Origin of the sequence: Flavobacterium sp., from assembly GCF_021151785.1 — a bacterium.
Taxonomy (GTDB): Bacteria; Bacteroidota; Bacteroidia; order Flavobacteriales; family Flavobacteriaceae; genus Flavobacterium.
This window is the reverse complement of sequence record NZ_JAGKWP010000001.1, coordinates 40,699-56,579: the sequence shown is the minus strand read 5'-3', so window position 1 is coordinate 56,579 and position 15,881 is coordinate 40,699. Positions and strand designations below refer to the sequence as shown.

Sequence of the window (15,881 nt, the reverse complement as noted above, 5' to 3'; positions counted from 1 at the left end):
TCATTCATCCTTGAAAAGGACGAAAATAAAAACATTAATTAAGCTATTTTAGGCGGTTGCCAAATTGAAGTCAAAAAATTGGAAATAAATATTTGATGCTCATTAAAATTAAGCACCATAACATCTTGAGGAAATACATACGGAGGGATAAATTCTACCGATTCTGGTAAAGCTAAAACAACATTAGGATGATTGTCTTGAAAATTTTTAAAGGGCAACTGCATGTCTTTATCATGATCTGAATCAAGATGTTGACCATTCAAATAATGCATTTCAAAAAAACTCAACAAAGACAATTGTTTGTTTTCTTGTTTGTGTTCTAAGTAATGCTCAACCAATAAAGGCATCTTCAATAACTGATGAACTTCAGTCATTGAAAACAAATACACACATAAAAAGGCTAGCGTTATATACTTTTTCACTATACAAAGGTAACAAGAAAATATTTTCTATATATTAATTTTTTCATAAATAAATTTAAGGTTAATTTTACCAAAAAAGAAGCTATGCAACACTATAATTACATATTCACAGGAGGCGGACTAGCTGCTCTGCTCACTCTTTACCATTTTCTTGAAGACCCGTTTTTTAAAGATTCCTCAATCCTTATCTTAGATCAAGAAATAAAAAACTCCAACGACCGCACCTGGTGTTTTTGGGACTCTTCTTCTTTATTTGACAAACAATCAGAGAAGATTTGGCTAAAAGCATGGTTTAAAGACAATACACATACACAACAAATGTTGCTTCATCCTTACCGTTATAAAAAACTGAGAAGCAGCACTTTTTACCAATTCATCTACAATCTAGCTAAACAACATCCAAACGTTCACTTTGCCCATCAAAAAGTAATTGATGTGACAGAACTTGGTACCCATTGCACGGTAAAAACTAATATACAACTCTACACTTGTAATCGCGTTTTTAATAGCATCTACAACCCCGATTGGGTAGCTTCACAAACTAAATTCCCCTTAGTTCAACAACATTTTATAGGATGGGTAGTGCAAACGAAAGAAGCGGTATTCACAGAAAATTGTCCAACCTTTATGGATTTTTCTATTAAGCAAAAAGGTAATACCCGATTCATGTATGTTTTACCTAACACCAAAAATGAAGCACTTATTGAATATACCTTGTTTTCTAAAGACCTTCTGCCTAAAGAGGAATATGAGCAAGCCATTACACATTACCTAAATGACTTAGGTGTACAACATTTCGAAATACTTGAGAAAGAACAAGGCAATATCCCAATGACTTGTTATCCTTTTTGGAAACACAACACAGCAAATATCATTCATATTGGCTCAGCAGGAGGATGGACTAAAGCAAGCACGGGTTACACCTTTAAAAATGCCTATAAAAAAGCAAAAAAGCTTAGCACATTTAGCAAAAGCAATAGCGATTTTAGACAGTTTCATACCAAAAATAAATTCTGGTTCTATGATTTATTACTTATTGATATTTTACACCAAAACAATAAAGTTGGAAACCAAATTTTTAGCGCCTTGTTTCATGACGGAAAAGTAGCACTCATTTTCAAATTTCTTGATGAAGAAACTTCTCTTTGGGAAGACCTACAAGTTATTAATAAATGCCCAAAAGGTATTTTCATTAAAGCCTTGTGGAATAGAATTTTTAAAAGTTTTTAGGTTATGAAAACAAAACGTCCAGAGTAGCCTTAATTATAGCAAACTACCTTGTAATGCAAAAAGCAGGACAAAAAATCTTTGAAAAATAATGTATGCTCCTAGAATTTATTCAATACGTCTAAACAATTCTATTTGAGTAGAGAAATTAGTCTTTTTGGTGAATGTTACACCTTCTTTATTGTATCTGTTAAAAACAAAATCACGCAATTTTTCTTCAATTGACAAAGAAACTAAAGCCATTTTCTTTTTAACTATTGCAAAAGTCATAGCTACTTTCTCGCGCTGGTAAATCCAACTTGAAGTAAAGGTGTGATACTTTCCTACACTCTGATCACTAGTGTAATAAAACGGATATGGTGCTTGAACTTCGTATGATAGAGAAAGTAAATTGTAATTTCTATCTACTACAAATTGACCTTTATAAAAATTAGCAGATTGAAATGAAATTAGTAAATCTTCATCATTAATCCATTCGACTTTATAGGCATAACCTCTAGTGGTTCGAATAAAATCTAAGTCTGTTATCGTAATATTTTTTCGGACAGGAAAACCAGAAATCCAACCTATTGGAGACTCTTTTGCCGAATAATCTTTAAACGTTTCTTTAATCTTAGTGAACCAATTGTCTTTGTTTTCAATCTCATTTTTTTTAGAAAATTGACCAGCAAAATCAGTAAACTTCAAAAGTTGTTTTTCATTTCTAGAAATAATGGTATCTGTGTTTTCAAAATTGAGTTGATTTAATTGATAAACATAAGTTGTAGTATCGACATTTTTCAACAATTGTTTATTTAACCGTTTTAAAACAGTAGCTATTTTAGGGGCTTTTTTTACCACAACAACCTCTATTTCTTTTTCATTTTGTGCTTGAACTAAAAAAGTAAAAAATAAAAAAAACAACCAATTTTTCATATGTATATTTTTAGCAAAGATATTAGGTTCTTTTGGCAATAAGAAGTTTCTATAAAAACAATAACAAATCTTTATGATTTTGTATTGGGTCTACACTAAAATTCTTTGTAAATTTGTACATCATTAATGTTGAAATCAAATTAGTATGTATCCAGAAGAATTAGTAAAACCAATGCGTGCTGAATTATCAGAAGCAGGTTTCCAAGAATTATATAATGCACAAGAAGTTGAACAAGCGTTAGCTAAAGAAGGCACTACTCTAGTGGTGGTTAATTCCGTTTGTGGATGTGCCGCAAGAAACGCGCGCCCAGGCGCAAAAATGAGTTTAGACAATACTAAAGTACCTACACAATTAGTAACTGTTTTTGCAGGAGTAGACAAAGAAGCGGTAGATAAAGCGAGAGAACATATGTTCCCTTTCCCTCCTTCTTCTCCTTGTATGGCTTTATTCAAAAACGGTGAATTAGTTCACATGCTTGAAAGACATCACATCGAAGGTAGACCAGCCGACTTAATTGCGGAAAACTTAAAAGATGCTTATAACGAATTTTGCTAATAAATGAGCAATTGAACAATAAAAACCATCCTTTTTGATGGTTTTTATTGTTTTAAGGAATATCTTTGACAAAAAAATACCATGCAAAAAATACTTTCTTATCCTTTATCGGTTATTTTTTATTTTGTTTTTGGCCTTTGTTTAGTGATTTTTCATCCGATTCAATGGATTTGTTTCAATCTTTTTGGTTACAATGCTCACCGAATTAGTGTAGCCGTGCTCAACTGGTTTTTAGTTCGTTCTACACATATTTTAGGTACCACATATAGAATAACTGGATTTGAAAATGTTCCTAACAATGTTCCAGTAATTATAGTTTCTAACCATCAAAGTTTGTATGACATTCCGCCTTTTATTTGGTTTTTAAGAAAATTGCATCCTAAATTCATCAGCAAAAAAGAATTAGGAAAAGGCATACCTAGTGTTTCTTATAATTTACGCCATGGCGGTTCTGCACTAATTGACAGAAAAGACCCAAAACAAGCCTTGCCTGCTATTAAAAAAGTGGCCGAATACATCAACGAAAATAATTATTCAGTAGTTATTTTTCCTGAAGGTACAAGAAGTAAAAATGGCAAACCAAAAGAATTTTCAGTCAATGGTTTAAAAATGTTATATAAATTTGCCCCTGATGCTTATTTTCTTCCAGTCACTATAAATAATTCTTGGAAAATGACACGATATGGACAATTTCCATTAGGTCTAGGTAATCGTTTAGAGTTTATGATTCATCCAGCTTTGAAAGGAGCCGACTATAGTTTTGAGGAACTAATTGAAAAAACAGAAAAAATAATAACCCAAAATATAAAATAATAAAACATGTCATTAAAAAATGTAAGGTTGGAAGTTATGCAACTGCTAGAAAAAAAGATCGATTCTTTCATGAACGATTTTTTAATTCCAGTGGAAAAAATTTGGCAACCAACCGATTTGTTACCTCACTCTGAAAGCGAAACTTTTTTAGACGATGTAACAGAATTAAGAGAAATTGCAAAAGATTTACCTTATGATTTTTGGGTAGTCCTTGTAGGAGATACTATTACTGAAGAGGCACTACCAACTTATGAATCATGGTTAATGGAAGTAGAAGGCGTAGACAATGAAAGCCGTAACGGATGGAGCAAATGGGTTCGTCACTGGACCGGAGAAGAAAACCGCCACGGAGACGTATTAAACAAGTACTTGTATCTTTCAGGTAGAGTAAACATGAAAGAGGTTGAACAAACAACACACCACTTGATTAACGATGGTTTTGATATTGGTACTGGTAAAGATCCTTATAAAAATTTTGTTTATACAAGTTTTCAAGAATTAGCTACTTACATCTCACATAATCGTGTAGCACAAATTGCTAAAAAATTTGGAGATAAAAAATTACACAAAATGTGTAATTTAATTGCTGGAGATGAAATGCGCCATCACTTAGCCTATAGTGAATTTGTAAATCAAATTTTTAAAGTAGATCCAAGTGAAATGATGCTGGCTTTCCAACACATGATGAAGTTAAAAATCACCATGCCAGCCCACTTCTTAAGGGAGTCAGGGGAAAAAATAAGTACCGCTTTTGAGCAGTTCTCTACTTCAGCTCAAAAACTAGGAGTATATACCGCTATGGATTATGTTGAAATCATGCAAAAACTTATTGATAAATGGGAGATTGATAAAATCAACGGTCTTACAGATGAAGCAGAAAAAGCCAGAGATTTCATTATGAGATTACCAGACAGAATGAAAAAAATTTCAGAGCGACTAGTACTTCCAGATCAAACTCATATTTTCAAATGGGTACAACCCGCTTTAATTAAATAACAAATAACAATCCTTTCAAAAACGAAAGGATTTTTTTTCCTATGAGTAGCATTGATAACACAATAGTATTTGTAAAAAATAAATTAAAAGAGGCTGAAGGCGGTCATGACTGGTTTCACATTGAACGTGTGTATAAAAATGCGCTTCTAATTGCACAAACCGAAATCTGCAACCTCACCGTTATTAAATTAGGGGCGCTCTTACACGATATTGCGGATAGCAAATTTCATGATGGAAATGAACAGATTGGACCAAAAATAGCCAGACAATTTCTAGAGCAAGAACAACTTGATAAAACCACAATTGATCATGTGATAGCTATCATCGAAAATCTATCATTTAAAGGAGGAAACTTCAAGTCAAAATTTCACTCTAAAGAATTAGAAATTGTTCAAGATGCTGATCGTCTAGATGCCATCGGTGCGATAGGTATAGCTCGTACGTTTAACTATGGTGGTTTTAAAAATAGAAGTCTCTACGATCCTTCAATCTCTCCTAAAATGAATATGACTAAAGAGGAATACAAAAATTCAACTGCGCCTACCATAAATCATTTTTACGAAAAATTATTATTACTCAAAGACAAAATGAATACAGAAACCGCAAAAAAAATAGCGGCTAATAGGCATGCTTTCATGGAACGCTTTTTAGCACAATTCTATGCAGAATGGGAAGGCGAAGCTTAATAACAAGAAACAAAAAAAGCAGTTTTCCATGGAAAACTGCTTTACTTTTATATAACAATTTGTAATTATACTACCCCTTGTCCTAACATGGCATCAGCTACTTTTACGAAACCAGCTACGTTAGCACCCTTCACATAATCAACAAAACCATTTGCATCTTTACCGTACGTTACACAAGATTCGTGAATATCACTCATAATTCTATGTAATCTTTGATCTACTTCTTCTCTAGTCCAAGATAAACGTAACGAGTTTTGAGACATTTCTAATCCAGAAGTAGCTACTCCACCAGCATTAGAAGCTTTTCCTGGTGCAAATAAAATTTTAGCTTCTAAGAATGCTTCAACAGCTTCTGGAGTTGAAGGCATGTTAGCTCCTTCAGAAACGCAAATACATCCATTAGCAATTAATACTTTTGCTTCCTCACCATTTAATTCGTTTTGTGTTGCACATGGCAAAGCAATATCACATTTAACTTCCCATGGACGTTTACCTTCAACAAATTGAGCATTTGGATATTTAGCTACATACTCATTGATTCTTCCATATCTTACATTTTTAATTTCCATGATGTAAGCTAATTTCTCAGCATCAATACCATCAGCATCATAAATATAACCAGATGAATCAGAAGCTGTAACTACTTTACCTCCTAATTGAGTAGCCTTTTCGATAGCATATTGTGCTACGTTTCCTGAACCAGAAACCACAACTGTTTTACCTTCAAAACTTTCTCCTTTAGTAGCTAGCATATTTTGTGCAAAATATACATTCCCGTAACCCGTAGCTTCAGGACGAATTAAGGAACCTCCAAAAGTAATTCCTTTTCCAGTTAATACCCCTGTAAATTCATTTCTTAATTTTTTATATTGGCCAAACATATAACCTACTTCTCTTCCTCCTACACCAATATCTCCAGCAGGTACATCAGTATCAGCACCAATATGTCTTTGTAATTCTGTCATGAATGCTTGACAAAAACGCATAATTTCATTGTCAGATTTTCCTTTTGGATCAAAATCAGAACCTCCTTTTCCACCACCCATTGGTAATGTTGTCAATGAGTTTTTGAATACTTGTTCAAAAGCTAAGAATTTTAAAATACTTAAGTTTACTGAAGGATGGAAACGAATTCCTCCTTTGTAAGGTCCGATAGCAGAATTCATCTGTATTCTGTATCCTCTGTTTACTTGTGTATTACCTGCATCATCAATCCAAGCAATTCTAAACATGATTACTCTTTCTGGCTCTACCATTCGTTCCAATAACATTTTCCCTTGGTATTTAGGATTTTGCTCAATGAAAGGAATTACAGTTTCTGCAACTTCTTTTACCGCTTGCATAAACTCAGGCTCGTTTGCATTTCTCTTAGCAACTGCTTCTAAAAATGCATTAACACTTTGACTCATAATATATTTTAATTTATAAAATTATCTAGTGGCAAATATACATTTTAAAACACAACTCACGAAGAATATAACAAAATTTTAAACCTTAATTTGCCAATCATTGATAATTCAAAGTTCATGTTGTTTAATTTTTAAGAAATTAGCAATTTTGGAACAAAAGATATGTTTCATTATTTTAAAAAAAAGAATCTTGACAAGTTGTCATTTTTTCTAAATTGGCTCAAAAATTGCTATAGCTTTTGAAATCAAAAATTAGAAAAATATGTTTGGATATTATATCTTAATAGCGGGAATTGCTTTAGTAAGTTGGCTGGTTAGTAACCGTTTACAAAGTAAGTTTGATTATTATTCTAAAGTTCATTTAAGAAATGGTATGAGTGGAGCTGAAATTGCAGAACAAATGCTTCACGATCATGGGATTTATGATGTTAAGGTTATTTCAAAACCCGGACGTTTAACTGACCATTACAACCCAGTAGACAAAACGGTTAATTTATCTGAAGCGGTATACAATCAAAGAAATGCTGCTGCTGCTGCTGTAGCTGCACACGAATGTGGTCATGCGGTTCAACATGCTACAGCTTACAGTTGGCTAACAATGCGTTCTCAAATGGTGCCAATAGTTAACGTTTCTTCTTCTTTATCACAATGGTTAATTGTAGGGGGATTAATCTTAGGAATCGCTTCTAAAGGTTTGTCGATTGGATACATTGTTGCGATTGTTGGATTGATATTAATGGGAATTGCAACTGCATTTTCATTAATTACCTTACCTGTTGAATATGATGCTAGTAATCGAGCATTAGCTTGGTTGAAAAATAAAAACATGGTTTCTCAACAAGAATATGCTGGTGCTGAAGATTCCTTAAAATGGGCCGCTCGTACTTATTTAGTAGCTGCAATTGGAGCCGTAGCATCTATGTTATATTGGGCTTTACAAGTTTTTGGCAGAAGAGAATAATTTCTCATTTTTAAAAACATTCAACAATCCAAATATTTAAAAGTATTTGGATTGTTTTTCTTTAAATCTAATGTTTTTAGAGCTGAATTTGTCTTTCTATTTGCTGTTCTAATGAAATAAATGTTTCTGTCCTTGAGACACCTTTTATTATTTGAATTTTTTTATTCAATAAATTCATCAAATGCTCATTATCTTGACAAATAATTTTAGTTAGAATGCTCCAATTACCCGTAGTATAATGTGCTTCCAATACTTCAGGGATTTTTTTTAATTCTTTTACAACTTCAGGATTACTTGAAGCTTTTTCTAAATAAATCCCAACAAAAGCCATAGTTTTATATCCTAATACTTTGCTGTCTACCACATACTTAGACCCAGAAATTACACCTGCTTGCTCTAATTTTTTTAGCCTTTGATGAATAGCTGCTCCTGAAATACCTATCTTATTTGCAATTTGTAAAATAGGCTTCCTAGCATCTTCCATCAAATCTCGCAGAATTTCTTTATCTATTCCGTCAATTTCAATTTGTAAATGATTTAACTTCATGTTAACAATTTTTAATTAAAGATATAAAATTAGTTACAATTAGAAGCAAAAAAATCCTTTTCAATTGTTTTAGAAAAGGATTCAAGAGCAAAAGCTTTATCTTAATTAGTAATGTTTAGATGGTTGTAACCTAAATAAGGCACCTCTATTTCTTTAAAAATAACACCATAGTCTTCTAATTCTTTCAAAATAGGTTCATAAACTTCTTTTGAAATTGGAAGTTGAACTCCTGGAGTTGTTATTTCACCTTTTAATATTTTTAATGCAGCAATAGCAACAGGTAGACCTACAGTTTTAGCCATTGCTGTATAGGTTTGATCATCTCCAATACAAACCATGGTTGAATCTATTTGTTTTTTCTCTCCATTCAGAATATAACCGAACTTATGATACATTACAATCATATCTTTATCTTGGGGTTGCAAAGCCCATTTTTCTGCTAATATTTTTTCTAAAATTTGAGCAGGAGTAGCCTCTTTTAAACCTACTTTTTTTGTTCCATCAAACAAATCCAATTCCACTAATTTATCCCAAATAACATCATCTTGATCTATTTTTTGCGCATGTCTTAATTTAATTTCAACCGTGTCTGTTGGATGATAAGGCAAAAAAGAATTGGTAAATTCTCTGTAAGTCATGTTTTCAGAATTTTCCATTATATAAGTATCATCAGTCATTCCCAACTGCACTAAAATATCCCAAGCTCTTGAATAACCCACTCTTCTAATGGTTCCTCGATAACATGTTAAAGCATCGTCAAGACCATATATACTCCTGTATTTTAACGAATCTCTATTGGCATAGGCTTCAAATCTACCATAACCCTCTACTTCCAAAAACTCGGTTCTTCTAAATAATTTGTTATATGGAATGTATTTGTATTTTCCTTCTTGAATAAATTTAGCAGCACCTCCTTGACCAGCTAAAACCACATTTCTTGGATTCCATGAAAATTTATAATTCCATAAATTAGTATCGCTTTCTGGTGCTACTAAACCACCACAAAAAGATTCAAATAAAATAATTTGTCCTCCTTTTGCTCTAATCTCATCCATTACTTTCATAGCACTCATATGATCAATACCAGGATCTAAGCCGATTTCATTCATCAAAATCAGATTATTTGCTTTGGCCACTTCATCTAATTCTTGCATTGCTGGACTAATGTAAGAAGCTGTAACCATGTGCTTTTTATAAGCGATACAATCTTTAGCAACTTCAATATGTAAATGAGCAGGCAACATGGAAATTACTAAATCTGCTTGCTGAATTTCTTCTTTTCTTTGCACTTCATTGAATACGTCGAAAGCTATAGGTCGGGCATTTAAATGATTATTGGTCTTTTTTCTAGCTAATTCTTCTGATAAATCTCCAATTGTTATGTGTAAATTTTCGGAAGTTGATTTTTCAATTAAGTATTTTATCAAGGACGATGCCGAACGACCTGCACCAATAATTAGTATTTTTTTCATTCTGTTGTTTTGGTTTGTTTAATAGAATTATAACACGAAGGTAATAAAATGTTATATTTTTAAAAAGTTAAAATGCATTTTATTGATAAAGTTTTAGTATACTTTCATATATTTGTCCGAAATTTAGAAAGAAATGGAAAAAAAGATCTTGGTAGTTGCTGCCGTTTTTGGTTTTTTTGCTATCATTTTAGGTGCTTTTGGTGCCCATGCTTTAAAAAAGGTATTAACCCTTGACCAACTTACTTCTTTTGAGACAGGAGTAAAATACCAAATGTATCATGCCTTATTCTTATTATTTGTTGGCACAACCAGCTTACTAACTATGAAAGACAAAGAGTTCATCTTTTATTTCACTTTAATTGGTGTTTTATTTTTTTCTGGATCTATTTATTTATTGACAACTTCTAGTATTACTGGCATTAAGTCTAAAATTTTAGGTCCCATAACCCCTATTGGTGGGCTATTTTTAATAGCTGATTGGGGAATGCTTATATATAAACTTCTAACAAAAAAATAGCTAATATCACCTTATATCTAAAATTTAATTTTTATTTTCGCATTTTAATATAAAGCAACATAACTTATTATTTATGAATACACATGCTCAATTTACGAAAACGATTTCGTTAGAAAAATATGGTATTAAAGACGTTCAGGAAATCATTTATAACCCTTCATATGACTTACTATATAATGAAGAATTAAATGATCATTTACAAGGTTTTGAAAGAGGGCAATTAACAGAACTTGGCGCTGTTAATGTAATGACAGGTGAATTTACAGGGCGTTCCCCAAAAGACAAATACATTGTTAAAGATAGTGTTACAGAAAACACCATTTGGTGGAACTCTGACAAAGCAGCAAATGACAACAAACCTATTTCAACAGAAACTTGGAATGCCTTAAAAGAAACTTCTGTTAATCAATTATCTGGAAAAAAATTATTTGTAGTAGATGCTTTTTGTGGTGCTAATGAGAATACACGATTAAAAGTTCGCTTCATCATGGAAGTGGCATGGCAAGCTCATTTTGTTACAAATATGTTCATTCGTCCTTCAGCTGAAGAATTAGCAAATTTTGGTGAGCCAGACTTTATTGTAATGAATGCGTCTAAAACTTCTTTTAAAGACTACAAAGCGCATGGATTAAATTCTGAAGTTTATGTAGCTTTCAATTTAACTGAGAAAATTCAATTAATAGGTGGAACTTGGTATGGTGGAGAAATGAAAAAAGGATTGTTCTCCATGATGAATTATTACTTACCTCTACAAGGAATTGCTTCCATGCATTGTTCTGCTAACAAAGGTAAAGATGGTGATGTTGCAGTTTTCTTTGGTTTATCTGGAACAGGAAAAACGACATTATCAACTGACCCAAAACGTGAGTTAATTGGTGATGACGAGCATGGTTGGGATAACGACGGGGTATTTAACTTCGAAGGTGGTTGTTATGCAAAAACAATCGATTTAAGTAAAGAAAACGAACCAGATATCTATGGAGCAATTAAAAAAGATGCATTGCTAGAAAACGTAACAGTTGATGCTAATGGAAAAATTGATTTCAAAGATGGTTCTGTTACACAAAACACGCGTGTTTCTTATCCAATTTATCATATTGAGAATATTGTTAAACCTGTTTCTAAAGCAGGTCATGCAACTAAAGTAATCTTCTTAACTGCAGATGCTTTTGGTGTAATGCCTCCTGTTTCAAAATTAACTCCAGAACAAACTAAATACTATTTCTTATCTGGATTTACAGCAAAATTAGCTGGTACAGAAAGAGGAGTTACACAACCTGAGCCTACTTTTTCGGCTTGTTTTGGAAAAGCATTTTTATCACTTCACCCTACAAAATATGGAGAAGAATTAGTGAAAAAAATGGAAAAACATAATGCAACCGCTTATATGGTAAATACAGGATGGAATGGAACAGGAAAACGTATTTCTATTAAAGATACTCGCGCTATTATTGACGCAATCTTAGATGGTTCTATTGAAAAAGCAGAAACCAAAGTAATTCCAGTTTTTAACTTTACGGTGCCAACTGCATTACCTAATGTAGACGCAAACATTTTAGATCCTAGAAACACTTATGCTGATGCTTCTGAATGGAGTACAAAAGCTGAAGACTTAGCAGGTAGATTTATTAAGAATTTCGTTCAATATACAGACAACGAAGAAGGGGCTACATTGGTAAAAGCTGGTCCACAATTAAGTTAATTTTACAAACTAACTACTACTATATTTAAAAAAGCATCAATTGTAATTGATGCTTTTTTTTGTAATATATTATATTATTAAATCTTCCAAAGATAAAAAAATACACTTTTTTTTAATTATGGCACAAAGATTGATTTATTTTTTTATATCTTTACAAAACAAATGGTTCGCATGAAGAAAAATTACATTTATTTTTTATTGTTATTCTTTTTTTCTTTCTCTGCTAGTGTAGTTGCACAAGACAGCAGAAGTTCTGTGAACAAAACTCAAGACCCCACTATTGAAGGGCTAAATGTATACCCCAACCCTAATAACACCGGAAAAGTTTTCATAACATCTAAATTGAACCTAGATAAAAAAGTTGAAATTTTTGATGTTCTTGGTAAAAAAGTGATTGATGTAACTCTTTACAGCAAAGAATTGAATATTACTAATTTGAATCCTGGTGTTTACATCATTAAAATCAAAGAAGGCGATGCTTCGTCAACTAGAAAACTTATTATCAACTAATTAAGCAGTTGTTAAAATTAGAAATTTAATCTAAATTTTACATAAAATACTAGTTGCTTAACTAGATTGTTTATATCTTTGTAGAAAATTTTAATATTTAGAAAATGAAAAAACTTTACTCAATTTTTATTGGTTTAATTTCATTTGCTTCATTTGGTCAGTTATTATCTGATGATTTCAATTATGCAGATGGAGCACTTTTAACAGCTAATGGATGGACCGCACATAGTGGGGCTGGTTCGCAGGCTATTGACGTAGGTACTTCTAATGGCTTAACCTATTCAGGCTATTCAGGTCTTACTGGATTTACTGCTGCTGCGGTTGGAAATGCAGTTCGTCTTGACAATAATGGAGAAGATATAAATAAAGCATTTGCAACCCCTTCTACATCTGGAGATTTATATGTTTCTTTTTTGATTAATGTAACAACAGCTGTTGACGGTTATTTCCTAAGTTTAGGAACAGGTACAACAACTTTTTTTGCTAGATTGTATGCCAAACCATCAACTACTGCAGGAAAAATTAATTTTGGTATCGGCAACTCAGCTGCTGTTTATTCTGCTACTGATTTTGATCCAAATACGACTTATTTAGCAGTTATAAAATATAACGTTTCGACTACTGGATCAACAAGTCTTTGGATTATTCCTTCAGGTATTCCTGCTACAGAAGCTGCTGCTGGAACACCAACTGCTACAGCTTCAGGATCAGGTACCGCAACTGTTGCTGGAGTGTATTTAAGACAATATAATACAGGTCAAAATATAACTATTGATGGCTTGAGAGTTTACACAACTTGGTTTAACACAACAAGTTGCGCATTAAACCTTGGAACCGAAACCACAGCATGTAATACAGTAACCTCAGCTATTGACACTTACAGCATAACTGTCCCTTTCACTGGCGGAAATACAGGTTCTTATACTTTATCAACTACAAGCGGAACTATTTCTGGAGATAACCCTTCTACTACAGCATCAGGAAATATTGTTATTAGTGGTATAAACGAGGGAACTAATGTGACTTTAACAATTAATGGCGCATGTACAATCTCTAAAAACATTTCAGCTCCAGAATGTAAACCAATCAATACAATACCATTCAACGAACCATTCCCTTACACTGTAGGCAATTCTTTAAATGGAGAACAAAAATGGTCAATAGTTAATACAGGGGACAATATATTGGTTACTGCTGGCAACTTAAATTATACAGGTATTAACTCTACGGGTAACTCAGTTTCTTTCAGTGGAACTGGAGCTGAATCTAGAACATTATTTACTAGTACTACTAGTGGTTCAATTTATGCTTCAATGCTTTTTAACTCCTCAGATTATTCAAATGTAACTACTGATCTAACAAGTGCATACTTTGCTTTATTTACTGACAATACAGGCGCAACTACAAATGCTAGAATTTGGATAAGAAAAAATGGAACGCAATATCAATTTGGTTTAGGCACTGGAGCAACAGCTACAGATTGGGATGCTAATTTATACAATGTTGGAACGACACAATACTTAGTTTTGGGTTATGACTTTACAGCTAACTCTCTAAGACTATTTGTTAATCCAACAATAGGAGGCACAGCATCTCCTACAGTTGCTGTAACACCAACTTCAGCTTTTGCTAATTTAGGCGGATTTATGCTAAGACAAGATACAGCAACAAATACTCCTACAATTATCATTGATGAAATAACTATTGATACTACACCTAACTTTACGTTATCATCAGCATCATTCTCTCAAATTAATGGTTTAAAAATGTATCCAAACCCTGTTAAAGAAGGAAACTTACACATTGAAACTGCTTTAAATGGAGACATTAATGTAGCTATTTTTGATTTAGTTGGAAAAGAAGTAGTAAATACTAAAGTGGTAAACAATACAATTAATGTAGCTAACCTTACTCGTGGTATTTATGTAGTTAAAATAACAGAAGAAGATAAAACTTCTACTCAAAAATTAGTTATTGATTAATTTCATACACTATTATATTAAAAAAGCACCAATATGAATTGGTGCTTTTTTTATGTCTTTATTAAATGTTATTTTTGCATAAAATTGTTGCACATTGATTTCAACCTCAGATATATTTTCGATAGCGTCTAAAAAGGAATTTGAAAAAATAACCTTGAAAGTGTTTAGACACCAATATGAACACAACGCTGTGTATCGTCAGTTTTGTACGTTATTGAAAAAGAACCCGTCAAACGTAAAACGAATAATAGACATCCCTTTTTTACCTATACAATTTTTTAAATCAAATCGTATTGTTTCTAATACAAACTCAGATGAAAAGATATTTACAAGTAGTGGAACAACAGGAATGATCACAAGTAAACATCACGTTACCGACTTAAAAGTATATGAAACGAGTTTTAGGCAAGCATTTTCCTTATTTTATGGCAACATGGAGGACTACTGTATATTAGCATTATTACCTTCCTATTTAGAACGCGAAGGCTCTTCATTAATCTACATGGCACAAGATTTAATAGAAGGTAGTCAACACCCTGATAGTGGTTTTTATTTAAATGAATACAAACAATTGATTAAAAAAATCATTGAATTAGATGAAGCTGGGCAAAATGTCTTATTACTAGGAGTTACTTATGCTTTATTAGACTTAATTGAAATGCATTCATTCAGCTTGAAAAACACTCTTATTATGGAAACAGGCGGCATGAAGGGCAAACGAAAAGAAATGATTCGAGAAGAATTGCATGCACTACTTTGTAAAGGATTTGGAGTAAAGGCAATACATTCTGAATATGGTATGACAGAATTATTATCACAAGCCTATTCTCTTGGAAATGGTATTTTTGAATGTCCCCCATGGATGGATATTTTGATTCGAGATACGGAAGACGCACTAAGCCCTATTGGTTATAATAGAACTGGTGGCATCAATGTTATTGATTTGGCTAATGTCAATTCTTGCTCCTTTATAGCGACACAAGATTTAGGCAAAAAATATGAAAACCAAACTTTTGAAGTCTTGGGTAGATTTGACAATAGTGACATAAGAGGTTGCAATTTAATGGTGCAATAAAAAACAAAAGTAATCAATAGACTCGATAAGAGCTAATCATCGAATGCTGCGGACAACGAGAAAAAATGTAAATTGAAAAACAATATATTTC

At 32.5% G+C, this 15,881-nt stretch carries 16 protein-coding genes; 11 read left to right on the top strand and 5 right to left on the bottom strand.

What is annotated here, in order from left to right:
- Positions 1-38 precede the first annotated feature (38 nt).
- Positions 39-422 carry a hypothetical protein gene (locus QZ824_RS00300; protein WP_291274046.1) on the bottom strand — a complete coding sequence of 128 codons (384 nt, stop codon included), beginning with the start codon at positions 420-422 and terminating at the stop codon, positions 39-41.
- Positions 423-506: 84 nt separating this feature from the next.
- On the opposite strand from QZ824_RS00300, the gene QZ824_RS00295 reads away from it, so the two are divergent.
- Positions 507-1,652: a lycopene cyclase family protein gene (locus QZ824_RS00295; RefSeq protein ID WP_291274045.1), complete on the top strand. Its 1,146-nt coding sequence runs from the start codon at positions 507-509 to the stop codon at positions 1,650-1,652.
- Positions 1,653-1,757: 105 nt separating this feature from the next.
- On the opposite strand, the gene QZ824_RS00290 is transcribed toward QZ824_RS00295, so the two are convergent.
- Positions 1,758-2,564 (bottom strand): hypothetical protein, encoded by an 807-nt coding sequence (locus tag QZ824_RS00290; protein WP_291274044.1) that lies wholly within the window; start codon positions 2,562-2,564, stop codon positions 1,758-1,760.
- A gap of 145 nt (positions 2,565-2,709) precedes the next feature.
- Here QZ824_RS00290 and QZ824_RS00285 point away from each other — a divergent pair, with 145 nt between their 5' ends.
- The 4 genes from QZ824_RS00285 to QZ824_RS00270 all read left to right on the top strand — a co-directional run bounded on the left by QZ824_RS00285 (position 2,710) and on the right by QZ824_RS00270 (position 5,615).
- Positions 2,710-3,120 carry a BrxA/BrxB family bacilliredoxin gene (locus QZ824_RS00285; protein ID WP_291274043.1) on the top strand — a complete coding sequence of 137 codons (411 nt, stop codon included), beginning with the start codon at positions 2,710-2,712 and terminating at the stop codon, positions 3,118-3,120.
- A gap of 81 nt (positions 3,121-3,201) precedes the next feature.
- The gene (locus QZ824_RS00280) at positions 3,202-3,933 is read left to right on the top strand and encodes a lysophospholipid acyltransferase family protein (RefSeq protein ID WP_291274042.1); all 732 of its coding nucleotides are present in this window, start codon (positions 3,202-3,204) and stop codon (positions 3,931-3,933) included.
- A 6-nt stretch (positions 3,934-3,939) separates the two neighbouring features.
- Positions 3,940-4,929, top strand: coding sequence for an acyl-ACP desaturase (locus QZ824_RS00275; RefSeq protein WP_291274041.1), 990 nt, complete (start codon positions 3,940-3,942; stop codon positions 4,927-4,929).
- A 41-nt stretch (positions 4,930-4,970) separates the two neighbouring features.
- Positions 4,971-5,615, top strand: a complete 645-nt coding sequence (locus tag QZ824_RS00270) for an HD domain-containing protein (protein ID WP_291274040.1) — start codon at positions 4,971-4,973, stop codon at positions 5,613-5,615.
- A gap of 65 nt (positions 5,616-5,680) precedes the next feature.
- On the opposite strand, the gene gdhA is transcribed toward QZ824_RS00270, so the two are convergent.
- Entirely contained in the window at positions 5,681-7,024 is a 1,344-nt protein-coding gene (gene gdhA / locus QZ824_RS00265; protein WP_291274039.1) for an NADP-specific glutamate dehydrogenase, read from the bottom strand.
- Positions 7,025-7,286: 262 nt separating this feature from the next.
- Between gdhA and QZ824_RS00260 the strand changes: the two genes are divergently transcribed.
- Entirely contained in the window at positions 7,287-7,985 is a 699-nt protein-coding gene (locus QZ824_RS00260; RefSeq protein ID WP_291274038.1) for a zinc metallopeptidase, read from the top strand.
- A gap of 76 nt (positions 7,986-8,061) precedes the next feature.
- Here the strand turns inward: QZ824_RS00260 and QZ824_RS00255 are convergent, their stop codons facing one another.
- Both QZ824_RS00255 and QZ824_RS00250 read right to left on the bottom strand, forming a co-directional pair.
- Positions 8,062-8,532 carry an Lrp/AsnC ligand binding domain-containing protein gene (locus tag QZ824_RS00255; RefSeq protein ID WP_291274037.1) on the bottom strand — a complete coding sequence of 157 codons (471 nt, stop codon included), beginning with the start codon at positions 8,530-8,532 and terminating at the stop codon, positions 8,062-8,064.
- A gap of 101 nt (positions 8,533-8,633) precedes the next feature.
- Positions 8,634-10,004: a saccharopine dehydrogenase C-terminal domain-containing protein gene (locus tag QZ824_RS00250; RefSeq protein WP_291274036.1), complete on the bottom strand. Its 1,371-nt coding sequence runs from the start codon at positions 10,002-10,004 to the stop codon at positions 8,634-8,636.
- Between the two features lie 133 nt (positions 10,005-10,137).
- Here QZ824_RS00250 and QZ824_RS00245 point away from each other — a divergent pair, with 133 nt between their 5' ends.
- The 5 genes from QZ824_RS00245 to QZ824_RS00225 all read left to right on the top strand — a co-directional run bounded on the left by QZ824_RS00245 (position 10,138) and on the right by QZ824_RS00225 (position 15,790).
- Positions 10,138-10,521 (top strand): DUF423 domain-containing protein, encoded by a 384-nt coding sequence (locus QZ824_RS00245; RefSeq protein ID WP_291274035.1) that lies wholly within the window; start codon positions 10,138-10,140, stop codon positions 10,519-10,521.
- A 73-nt stretch (positions 10,522-10,594) separates the two neighbouring features.
- Positions 10,595-12,223: a phosphoenolpyruvate carboxykinase (ATP) gene (gene pckA / locus QZ824_RS00240; protein ID WP_291274034.1), complete on the top strand. Its 1,629-nt coding sequence runs from the start codon at positions 10,595-10,597 to the stop codon at positions 12,221-12,223.
- Between the two features lie 171 nt (positions 12,224-12,394).
- A complete protein-coding gene (locus QZ824_RS00235; RefSeq protein ID WP_291274033.1) occupies positions 12,395-12,733 on the top strand; it encodes a T9SS type A sorting domain-containing protein in 339 nt (112 codons plus the stop codon).
- A 104-nt stretch (positions 12,734-12,837) separates the two neighbouring features.
- The gene (locus QZ824_RS00230) at positions 12,838-14,715 is read left to right on the top strand and encodes a T9SS type A sorting domain-containing protein (protein WP_291274032.1); all 1,878 of its coding nucleotides are present in this window, start codon (positions 12,838-12,840) and stop codon (positions 14,713-14,715) included.
- Positions 14,716-14,809: 94 nt separating this feature from the next.
- The gene (locus tag QZ824_RS00225; protein WP_291274031.1) at positions 14,810-15,790 is read left to right on the top strand and encodes an acyl transferase; all 981 of its coding nucleotides are present in this window, start codon (positions 14,810-14,812) and stop codon (positions 15,788-15,790) included.
- The last annotated feature ends 91 nt before the right edge of the window (positions 15,791-15,881 follow it).

Coding starts and splice junctions, on each gene's coding strand:
- QZ824_RS00250 (WP_291274036.1), bottom strand. CDS start 10,004: ATGAAAAAAATACTAATTATTGGTGCAGGTCGTTCGGCATCGTCCTTG.
- QZ824_RS00235 (WP_291274033.1), top strand. CDS start 12,395: ATGAAGAAAAATTACATTTATTTTTTATTGTTATTCTTTTTTTCTTTC.
- QZ824_RS00260 (WP_291274038.1), top strand. CDS start 7,287: ATGTTTGGATATTATATCTTAATAGCGGGAATTGCTTTAGTAAGTTGG.
- QZ824_RS00270 (WP_291274040.1), top strand. CDS start 4,971: ATGAGTAGCATTGATAACACAATAGTATTTGTAAAAAATAAATTAAAA.
- QZ824_RS00280 (WP_291274042.1), top strand. CDS start 3,202: ATGCAAAAAATACTTTCTTATCCTTTATCGGTTATTTTTTATTTTGTT.
- pckA (WP_291274034.1), top strand. CDS start 10,595: ATGAATACACATGCTCAATTTACGAAAACGATTTCGTTAGAAAAATAT.
- QZ824_RS00290 (WP_291274044.1), bottom strand. CDS start 2,564: ATGAAAAATTGGTTGTTTTTTTTATTTTTTACTTTTTTAGTTCAAGCA.
- QZ824_RS00295 (WP_291274045.1), top strand. CDS start 507: ATGCAACACTATAATTACATATTCACAGGAGGCGGACTAGCTGCTCTG.
- QZ824_RS00285 (WP_291274043.1), top strand. CDS start 2,710: ATGTATCCAGAAGAATTAGTAAAACCAATGCGTGCTGAATTATCAGAA.
- QZ824_RS00230 (WP_291274032.1), top strand. CDS start 12,838: ATGAAAAAACTTTACTCAATTTTTATTGGTTTAATTTCATTTGCTTCA.
- QZ824_RS00275 (WP_291274041.1), top strand. CDS start 3,940: ATGTCATTAAAAAATGTAAGGTTGGAAGTTATGCAACTGCTAGAAAAA.
- QZ824_RS00255 (WP_291274037.1), bottom strand. CDS start 8,532: ATGAAGTTAAATCATTTACAAATTGAAATTGACGGAATAGATAAAGAA.
- gdhA (WP_291274039.1), bottom strand. CDS start 7,024: ATGAGTCAAAGTGTTAATGCATTTTTAGAAGCAGTTGCTAAGAGAAAT.
- QZ824_RS00245 (WP_291274035.1), top strand. CDS start 10,138: ATGGAAAAAAAGATCTTGGTAGTTGCTGCCGTTTTTGGTTTTTTTGCT.